The sequence below is a fragment of the Brevundimonas sp. genome, from assembly GCF_050729455.1.
In the GTDB taxonomy this organism is placed as follows: domain Bacteria; phylum Pseudomonadota; class Alphaproteobacteria; order Caulobacterales; family Caulobacteraceae; genus Brevundimonas.
The window spans coordinates 1-8,912 of the sequence record NZ_JBOHLI010000079.1; the positions used below are offsets into that span (position 1 = coordinate 1).

Sequence of the window (8,912 nt, forward strand, 5' to 3'; positions counted from 1 at the left end):
CAACAGGCCGACCCGCTGCGCAGGATGAAAGCTGCGCGGCCCGGCCTGTTGCTCACCCCACGCTGCGAGGCGTAACTAACCCAAGGACTCTGGTCGCCGCTGGATGAAACCTCAGAGGCACGTCAGATGGGCTATGGCTCGATCGCCGTGCTCGACGATCGGCCTGGGACTGCTCTACTCTGATGACTGGTCCGGCGGCACCCTCCGTCCACGCTGCGATGGGGGGCGTATTGACCGGGATACGCAATGGGGCCAATTTGGCGGCATGATCCCGTGGACGAAGATCGCTCGATCCGGCTCCGGGCGATCGTTGCTGAGGCCGCTGGTCCTGCTCCTGCTGGCTTTTGGTCTCGCGGCGGCGGTCACCCCCGCTCCGCCGCCCGCCGGCGGCGGCGTTGGCGCGGTCGTGGTGCATATGGACGGGGTGATCGGCCCCGCCAGCGTCGACTACCTGTCCCGCAACCTGGCGGAAGCCCGGGACCTCGACGCTGCGGCGGTGGTCCTGAGGCTGGATACGCCGGGCGGGCTGGACACCTCCATGCGCGAGATGATCCGCGAGATCCTCGCTTCGCCCGTGCCGGTCATCGTCTATGTCGCCCCTGGCGGCGCGCGGGCGGCGAGCGCCGGGACCTTCATCCTTTACGCTGGCCATGTGGCGGCCATGGCGCCGGGCACCAACGTCGGCGCCGCGACGCCGGTCCAGATCGGCGGCCTGCCGGGTCGACCCGGGGATGAGTCTGGAGCGCCGAACGCCGAGCCGGACGACGCCCAGAGCCGCGCGTCGCCGGATGCCGCCACCGCCAAGGCGACCAACGACGCCGTCGCCTACATCCGGTCCCTGGCGCGGCTGCGCGGACGCAACGCCGGCTGGGCGGAGGACGCTGTGCGAACGGCCGCCAGCCTGGAGGCGGACGCCGCCCTCGAGGCCGGGGTGATCGACTTCATTGCCGAGGACGTCGACGACGCGCTTGCCCAGGCGCACGGGCGGACCGTGAACGCCGGCGGCGCCGCGATCGTGCTGGAGACACGCGACGTGGCCGTGACGCATATGCGGCCAGACTGGCGGCACAGGCTGCTGTCAGCCATCACCAATCCGAACGTGGCCCTGATCCTGATGATGATCGGCGTCTACGGACTGCTGTTCGAGTTCATGAACCCGGGCTCGCTGTACCCGGGCGTGATCGGCGCGATCAGCCTGCTCATCGGCCTTTACGCTCTGGCTGCGCTGCCGGTGAGCTACGTCGGCGGGGCGCTGATCCTGATCGGCATGGGGTTGATGGTGGCCGAGATATTCGCCCCGTCGTTCGGAATTCTGGGCATCGGCGGCGTCTTCGCCTTCCTGCTCGGCGGCGTGCTCTTCATGGACACGGACGCGCCCGGCTTCGGGGTGTCGCTGCCGCTGGTGGCCGGCCTCGCGGTCGCCAGCCTCGCCTTCAGCTTCGGGGTGCTGCGCATGGCGCTCTCGGCGCGGCGGAAGCGCGTCGTCAGCGGGCGCGAGGAAATGGTCGGCGCCCCCGGCGTCGTCCAGGACTGGAGCAACACCTCCGGCCATGTGTTCGCCCATAGCGAACGGTGGCGGGCCGTGTCCGCCGACCCGCTCCGGCCTGGGGACGCAGTGCGGACGCTGGCCATTGACGGCCTCACCCTGACCGTGGCGGCGGTTCCGCCCGACGAGGCCGAGGAGTCCTGACATGTTGACCGATATCTTCTTTTTCCTGCCGCTTCTCGTCCTGGCGCTTGGTGTGCTCGCCGCAGCGATCAAGATTCTTCGGGAGTATCAGCGCGGCGTCGTGTTCACCCTGGGCCGGTTCACCGGCGTCAAGGGGCCAGGCCTGATTCTGTTGATCCCGTTCGTGCAGCAGATGGTGCGGGTCGATCTGCGCACCCTGGTGCTGGACGTGCCGAGCCAGGACGTCATCTCACGCGACAACGTCTCGGTGAAGGTCAATGCGGTGCTCTATTTCCGGGTGGTCGAGCCGGAGAAGGCGACGATCCAGGTCGAGGACTATCTGATGGCCACCAGCCAACTGGCCCAGACCACCCTGCGTTCGGTGCTGGGCAAGCACGACCTCGACGAGATGCTGTCGGAGCGGGACAAGCTCAACAACGACATCCAGGAGATCCTCGACGTGCAGACCGACACCTGGGGCATCAAGGTCGCCAATGTCGAGATCAAGCATGTCGATATCGATGAGAGCATGGTGCGGGTGATCGCCCGCCAGGCCGAGGCCGAACGCGAACGCCGGGCCAAGGTGATCAGCGCCGAGGGCGAGGAGCAGGCGGCGCAGAAGCTCTACGAGGCGGCGGTCATCCTGGCGCAGCAGCCAGAGGCGATGCAACTGCGCTACCTCAGCGCCCTGTCGGTCGTCGCCAACGACCGAAGCAACACCATCGTCTTCCCCTTCCCCATGGAGGCGGGGTCGCTCCTGTCGATGGCCCGCGACTATAATAGTAGCCCCGGTCCGAAGCCTGAAGGAACCCGGCGAAAGCCGGCGGCCGCCAGCCAAGGTCGGCGGAGCACGACTTAAGGGGATCATCGGGACACATCCGCGTGTCTGTTCGACGCTTTATGCTGCCCCCGTGTCATCAGACTGTCTCGTCAGATTCGCGCCGGCGTCGGACATTTCCAGGCGCCTGGTCCGGTCATGTCGAAGGGGGTGGCGGTAGAGCTCCAGCGACAGGTCATAATGATGAGCCACGTTCCAGCGCGCCTGGCGAGTATCGTTCTGGCCAAGCTGGAACCGCGCTGATCGACCCGTGTTGACGATTCCAGCGCCCCGTTCGGGGGGTCGGAGTCATGAGATGAAGATCGCGCAGGTCACGCCCCTCTATGAGGCGGTGCCGCCCCGGCTTTACGGCGGTACGGAACGGGTGGTCGCCCACCTGACCGACGCCCTGGTCGATCTGGGCCACGACGTCACCCTGTTCGCCAGCGCCGACGCCGAGACGCGAGCCCGCCTGATCCCGGTGCGGGATCAGGCCATCCGGCTGGACCCGGAGCCGCTGAAGTCCGATTTGGCCGCCCACATGGCCATGCTGGCCGAGGTGCTGGACCGCGCCGACGACTTCGACGTCATCCATTTCCATACCGACATGGTGCACTTCCCCTTCTTCCGCGATCTGGCGGACAAGACGGTGACGACCCTGCACGGGCGGCTGGACCTGAAGGACCTGCCCGACATCTATGAGCGCTGGCCCCAGTTCGGCCTGGTCTCCATCTCCGACGATCAACGCCGCCCTCTGCCCGCCGCCAACTGGAAGGCGACGGTGCATCACGGGATGCCGGGCGACCTCTATCGTTTCTCGCCCCGGTCAGAAGGCTATCTGGCCTTCCTCGGCCGCATCTCGCCCGAGAAGCGCCCCGACCGGGCCATCGAGATCGCCACGCGTTTGGGCAGGCCGCTGAAGATGGCGGCCAAGGTCGATGCGGCGGATGCAGCCTATTGGGAGACGGTCATCAGGCCCCTGGTCGAGGGCAATCCCCTGATCGAGTTCGTCGGCGAGATCGGCGACGACCGGAAGTCGGCCTTCCTGGGCGGGGCCGAGGCCCTGTTGTTCCCCATAGACTGGCCCGAGCCCTTTGGTCTGGTGATGATCGAGGCCATGGCTTGCGGCACGCCCGTCGTGGCCTTCCGCTGCGGCTCGACGCCCGAGATCATCGAGGACGGGGCCACGGGCTTTCTGGTCGACACGATGGAACAGGCGGTGACCGCCGCCGGGCGGGCGCACGAACTGGACCGCGAGACGATCCGGGCGCGGTTCGATCTGCGCTTCTCGGCAACGGCCATGGCGCGGCGCTATCTCGACGTCTACGGCGACCTGCTGGCCCGCCGTCCCTTCGCCGCGCACGTTCTGGATGGCGAACCGATCCGCCCACTGCGCGAAGCGCGCAGTTTCGCCGTTCGCGCCTGACCCTTAACCCTCTCGCCCACCAGGTAGAGCATGGACGACACCTAGTCGGTCCAGACCACCGCTGCCGACCACAGCGATCAGGCCGGGCTGGAAACCCTGATGGCGCTGAAGGACCGCGACACCTTTCTGGTCGCGGACCATTGGGGCGATGTGAAGAGCGGCGCCGACGGCCTGTTCGACAGAGACACGCGGATGCTGTCGCATTTCGTCCTGACAGTCGGGCGCGCGCGACCCTCGCGGCTCAGCTGTGAGATGACGGCCGCAGGGTGAACTTCTGTTATATGACGCCGCGGCAACCGACGAAGCGCGAGTTTTCCAAATGGGGGCCGGTGTAGCCCGCTCTCTTGAAGCTGTAGCGCTCGAACCGAAGGCCGTTCAGATCCAGGCCGGACAGGTCGACAACATCGAAAACAGATTCGCTCAGGGGCCTGACCTTGCCGCCGAAAAGGGCCTCGAAGTCCCAACGTGCAAGGGTCTGGCCGTCATTGAGAGGGTGCATCTGGGCGCCCGAAGTGAACTCGGGAGCCTGCGGTTACCATGTGAATTGCGGCTAAATTCTGGCCGACCTGCGTCACTTCGGCCTGTCGCTTGGCTCGCCAGCGCCGGGGAGGCCAGGCGGTAGCGGTCGTTCCGCAGGGCGTCCGGCAAGCGGTTGATTGGACGCCGCTTTCATTGGGGTCTTGAGGTTGAAAAGCCAGGACGGGCGGGTCGGCTTGAAACTCTCGCCGACGCCTTTGGGACTTGTGAAGGGGTCGTTCAGAAGTTCACAATAAGTCGCTGAAATACAATAATATTTATTATTGACACCCTGTGGATTGTTTTGCTTGCAATGAGTCGCAATGCGCTGAACGGCGCTGAACTCAGGGAGGCGATCATGAAGCGGAGAGTAGGACGGCGCCTGTTCGGCGCAGCCTTGGCGAGCGGACTTCTGGCGGCGGGAACGGCCCTGGCGGGCGGCTCGGGCATGCCCTGGGAAGGGCCGATCCAGCAGGTGGTCCAGTCGATCACCGGTCCGGTCGTCCAGGCCGCCGCCGTGATCGCCGTGGTCCTGTTCGGGGCCGGCGTCGCCATGAGCGAGAGCGGCTCCTCCATGCGGCGGGCCCTGGGCATATTGTTCGGGCTGACCATCGCCTTTGCGGCCTCGACCTTCTTCCTCGACTTCTTCGGCTTCGCCGGCGGGGTGGAGCTCGCCTGATGGCCCGCTCCCTCGAAACCCTGCATCCCGAGGGCTGGGACCTGCCGGTGGCCCAGGCCCTGGTCGAGCCCGTGCTGATGGCCGGCATGCCGCGCGACTACGCCATCCTCATGGGCACGACCGCCATGGTCCTGGGTCTGGCCCTGCGCATCTGGTGGCTCGGACTGTTGTGGTGGGCGCTCGCCCATGCCGTGGGGCTTTGGGCTGCGCGGGCGGACCGCCGCTTCTTCGAAGTCCTGCGGCGCCACCTGGCCCTGCCTGGCCATCTGGACGCGTGAGGCCGTCATGCGCTTCCTCGACGAACATCGTCGTCGCCCCGCCAGTCTGGCGGATCATCTGCCCTGGGCCGCCCTGGTCTCGCCGGGCGTGGTCCTGAACAAGGACGGCTCCTTCACGACCGCCTTCTTCTTCAGGGGACCGGACCTGGAGTCCTCGACCGAAGAGGAGCTGATGGCGGTCCGGGCGCGGCTGAACAACGCCCTGAAGCGCCTCGGCACCGGATGGTGCCTGCATGTGGAGGCGCAGCGTCGTCCTGCGGCGCCCTATCCCGAGAGCGAGTTCGAGGCCGAGGCGGCCTGGCTGGTCGACGCCGAACGGCGCGCGCGGTTCGAGGACGCTGAACCGGCCTTCGAGACCGACTTCCGCCTGGCCCTGACCTGGTTGCCGCCGGCCGACGAGACGCGACGGCTGGAGCGATGGCTGTTCGACGGCCTGGCCCGGGCCGGTCAGGACTGGCGCCAGACCCTGGCCGCCTTCCGACGCGAGGCTGACGCTGTCTTCGACCTGCTGGCGGACGCCCTGCCGGAGATCGCGCCTCTGGAGGACGCGGCCCTGCTGACCTGGCTGGACGCCTGCGTCTCTCCCAACCCCCATCCGGTGCGGCCGCCGGAGACGCCGGTCTTCCTGGACGCCTGGCTCGCCGACGCCGGACTGACGGGCGGAACCGCGCCCCGCCTAGGCGATCAATGGCTCAGGACCGTGTCTGTGCGCGGCCTGCCGTCAGCGACCCGGCCCGGACTGCTCGACGCCCTCGGCGCCTTGCCCTTCCCCTATCGCTGGACCGCCCGCTGGATCGGCCTCGACAAGGTCGAGGCCGAGCGGGAGATCGTCAAGCTGCGCAAGCGCTGGTTCGCCAAACGCAAGGGCGTCGGAGCCCTGCTGAGGGAGGCGATCACCCGCGAGGAGCAGCCCCTGATCGACACCGACGCGGCCTCCAAGACGGAGGAATGCGATGGCGCCCTGGAGATGCTGGGGGCCGAGGCCTGCGCCTTCGGCTACCTGACCCTGACTGTCACCGTTCTGGACCCAAGCGAGGAGGGGGCGGCGGCCAAGGCGAGGGCGGTCGAGGCGGCGCTCAACGCCCAGGGGCTGACGGCGCGGATCGAGGACCTCAACGCGGTGGAGGCCTGGCTCGGCTCCCTTCCCGGTGAGCCCTATGCCGATGTGCGACGACCCCTGGTCTCGACCCTCAACCTGGCCGACCTCCTGCCGGTCTCGGCGGTCTGGGCCGGTCCTCCAGGAGACGCCTGCCTGGACGGGCCGCCTTTGGCGGTCGCCCGCACCACCGGCTCCACGCCCTTTCGCCTGGTCCTGCATGTCGGGGACGTCGGCCACGCCATGGTGGTGGGGCCGACGGGGGCGGGCAAGAGCGCCCTGTTGTCCTTCATGGCCCTGCAGTGGTTTCGCTATCCTCAGGCGCGGGTGGTCTTTTTCGACAAGGGGCGTTCGGCACGGGCGGCGACGCTCGCTGCCGGAGGTCGCTGGCGGGCTCTGGAGCCGGGGACTGCTTTTTCTCTCCAGCCTCTGGCGGGGATCGATCAGGAAGACGAGCGGGCTTGGGCCGCCGAATGGATCGCCGAGACCGTGCGCCAGGCGGGACTTGAGCCGACGGTGCGTGAGGAAATCTGGGCGGCGCTCGCGGCGCTCGGCGAGGCGCCTGTAGAGCAAAGGACGCTGACCGTCTTCTGCGCCCTGGTCCAGGACAAGGCCGTGGCGGCGGGCCTGGAGGCCCTGACCCTGAAAGGGCCGCACGGGGCGCTTCTGGATGGGGCGGGCGGAAGCCAGGCGCCGAGCCGGTTCGACACCTTCGAACTGGAGATCCTGATGGCGACGCCCTCGGCGGTGGCGCCGGTGCTGTCAGCCCTGTTCCGTCATCTCGAACGGAGCTTTGACGGCCGACCGACCTTGCTGGTTCTGGACGAGGCCTGGCTTTTCCTGGGCGAAACGGCTTTTGCGGCCAAGATCCGCGAATGGCTGAAGACCCTGCGCAAGAAGCGCGTCGCCGTGGTCTTCGCCACCCAGAGCCTGGACGACGTGGCGGCCTCGCCGATCGCCGCTGCGCTGATCGAATCCTGCCCGACCCAGGTCTTCCTGCCCAATCCTCGAGCCCTGGAGCCGTCGTCGGCTGAACTCTACCGCGGCTTCGGCCTGAACCGGCGACAGTTGGAGTTGATCGCCTTCGCGGTGCCCAAGCGCGCCTACTACTGGCGTCAGCCCCAGGGGCGACGCCTGTTCGACCTGCGTCTGTCCGGCGTGGCCCTGGCCCTGTGCGGGGCAGGATCGCCTGAAGACCAGGCCCTCATCGACGCCGTGCTGGCGCGGTCCGGCGAGGCCGGCTTCGCCCGTGAATTCCTCAAAGCCAAGGGAGTGCGACATGTGGATTCCGTTTTCGACGCCTTCGCCGCGCCGCTGGCGGCCGAATAGGCCTGCCGCAGTCATCGTCGCCGTCGCTGCCCTGATGGCCGCCGATGGAGCGCGGGCCCAGCAGGTCGTGTTCGACCCGCGCAATCATATGGAGAATGCGCTCCAGGCCGCCCGCCAGCTCGAGAGCCTGGCCAATGAGGCGCGAAGCCTGGCGGCCTCGCCCTACAGCCATCTGACCCGCAACAGCGAGACCTTGCGCGACATGGCCGAACTGGCGCGGACGGCGCGGGGGCTGGCGACCTCGGTCGACGGACTGGAGCGACAGTTCGCGGACCTCTATCCCGAGGACCTGTCCGGGACGGACGCCCTGCGCCTGCTCGAACAGGGACGGGACCGGAGCATCAATGCGCGGCGCACCGCCGAGGACCTGGCCCGGACCGCCGCCGAACTGGATCGGCTGGGGCAGGGCCGCGACCAGCGTCTTTCCGGCGCGCTCGGCGCAAGCCAGTCCGCCCAGGGCCAGACGGCCGCGGTCCAGTCGTCCAATCAGATGCTGGCGGTGTTGGCCGAGGACCTGGCCGCGCTGCGGGTCATCATGCTGGCCCAGGCCCGGCTCCTGTCCGAGGGCGCGGCGCGGGACGCCGCCGAGCGGACGGCCGGGGTCGAGGCGCGCCGCCGGGCCTGGGCGCGGCCGGTCGCGGTCCCGAACCCGCCGGCTTTCGACCCCCTGTCGAACGCGCGGTACTGAGGAGCAGGCCGATGGCGATCTCGGTCGGCGTGGAGACCCCCAACGAACTGATGGCGGTCTTCTCCAACACCGTCTCGGCGGGCTTCGGCGCTCTGCAGGGACCGGTCAACGGCGTCTTCGGCCTGATGATCGCCCTGGTGACGGCCCTGACCGGCATCCAGTGGGCCCTGTCGCCCAACCGGGAGGTGCTGGCGTCCGGCTTCGGCAAGATCCTGCTGATCGGCGCCTTCGCCTGGCTGATCAATGACTGGCAGGCCCTGTCCGAAACCATCTACGCCGGCTTCCTTGAACTGGGGCTGACGGCGGGCGGCGGCGAACTAAGCCGCGCCGACTTCCTCAATCCTGGCGCCGTCCTCGCGGAGGGCTGGCGGATCGTGAAGGCCCTGGGAGACACCCCGGCGCCGGTGGAGAACC

10 protein-coding genes are annotated in these 8,912 nt (G+C 68.3%); 9 read left to right on the plus strand and 1 reads right to left on the minus strand.

Annotated features, from left to right (window positions below):
* Positions 1-310: 310 nt before the first annotated feature.
* The 4 genes from ACREEF_RS14765 to ACREEF_RS14780 all read left to right on the plus strand — a co-directional run bounded on the left by ACREEF_RS14765 (position 311) and on the right by ACREEF_RS14780 (position 4,182).
* Positions 311-1,690 (plus strand): NfeD family protein, encoded by a 1,380-nt coding sequence (locus ACREEF_RS14765; RefSeq protein WP_431566327.1) that lies wholly within the window; start codon positions 311-313, stop codon positions 1,688-1,690.
* Position 1,691: 1 nt separating this feature from the next.
* Positions 1,692-2,528: a slipin family protein gene (locus ACREEF_RS14770; protein ID WP_431566328.1), complete on the plus strand. Its 837-nt coding sequence runs from the start codon at positions 1,692-1,694 to the stop codon at positions 2,526-2,528.
* Positions 2,529-2,802: 274 nt separating this feature from the next.
* On the plus strand, positions 2,803-3,912 hold the full coding sequence (locus ACREEF_RS14775) for a glycosyltransferase family 4 protein (protein ID WP_431566329.1): 1,110 nt from the start codon (positions 2,803-2,805) through the stop codon (positions 3,910-3,912).
* Positions 3,913-4,011: 99 nt separating this feature from the next.
* Positions 4,012-4,182, plus strand: a complete 171-nt coding sequence (locus ACREEF_RS14780) for a glycogen debranching N-terminal domain-containing protein (RefSeq protein WP_431566330.1) — start codon at positions 4,012-4,014, stop codon at positions 4,180-4,182.
* Positions 4,183-4,189: 7 nt separating this feature from the next.
* On the opposite strand, the gene ACREEF_RS14785 is transcribed toward ACREEF_RS14780, so the two are convergent.
* Entirely contained in the window at positions 4,190-4,411 is a 222-nt protein-coding gene (locus tag ACREEF_RS14785; protein WP_431566331.1) for a hypothetical protein, read from the minus strand.
* Between the two features lie 375 nt (positions 4,412-4,786).
* Here ACREEF_RS14785 and ACREEF_RS14790 point away from each other — a divergent pair, with 375 nt between their 5' ends.
* The 5 genes from ACREEF_RS14790 to ACREEF_RS14810 all read left to right on the plus strand — a co-directional run.
* On the plus strand, positions 4,787-5,107 hold the full coding sequence (locus tag ACREEF_RS14790; RefSeq protein ID WP_431566332.1) for a TrbC/VirB2 family protein: 321 nt from the start codon (positions 4,787-4,789) through the stop codon (positions 5,105-5,107).
* Positions 5,107-5,385 (plus strand): VirB3 family type IV secretion system protein, encoded by a 279-nt coding sequence (locus ACREEF_RS14795; protein WP_431566333.1) that lies wholly within the window; start codon positions 5,107-5,109, stop codon positions 5,383-5,385. The genes ACREEF_RS14790 and ACREEF_RS14795 overlap by 1 nt, the downstream gene beginning before the upstream one ends.
* Before the next feature lie 7 nt (positions 5,386-5,392).
* Positions 5,393-7,810 (plus strand): conjugal transfer protein TrbE, encoded by a 2,418-nt coding sequence (gene trbE / locus ACREEF_RS14800; RefSeq protein WP_431566334.1) that lies wholly within the window; start codon positions 5,393-5,395, stop codon positions 7,808-7,810.
* A complete protein-coding gene (locus ACREEF_RS14805; RefSeq protein ID WP_431566335.1) occupies positions 7,761-8,498 on the plus strand; it encodes a conjugal transfer protein TrbJ in 738 nt (245 codons plus the stop codon). Before trbE ends, ACREEF_RS14805 begins: the two co-directional genes overlap by 50 nt.
* An 11-nt stretch (positions 8,499-8,509) precedes the next feature.
* On the plus strand, positions 8,510-8,912 hold a 403-nt coding region (locus ACREEF_RS14810; protein ID WP_431566336.1), incomplete at its 3' end, for a type IV secretion system protein.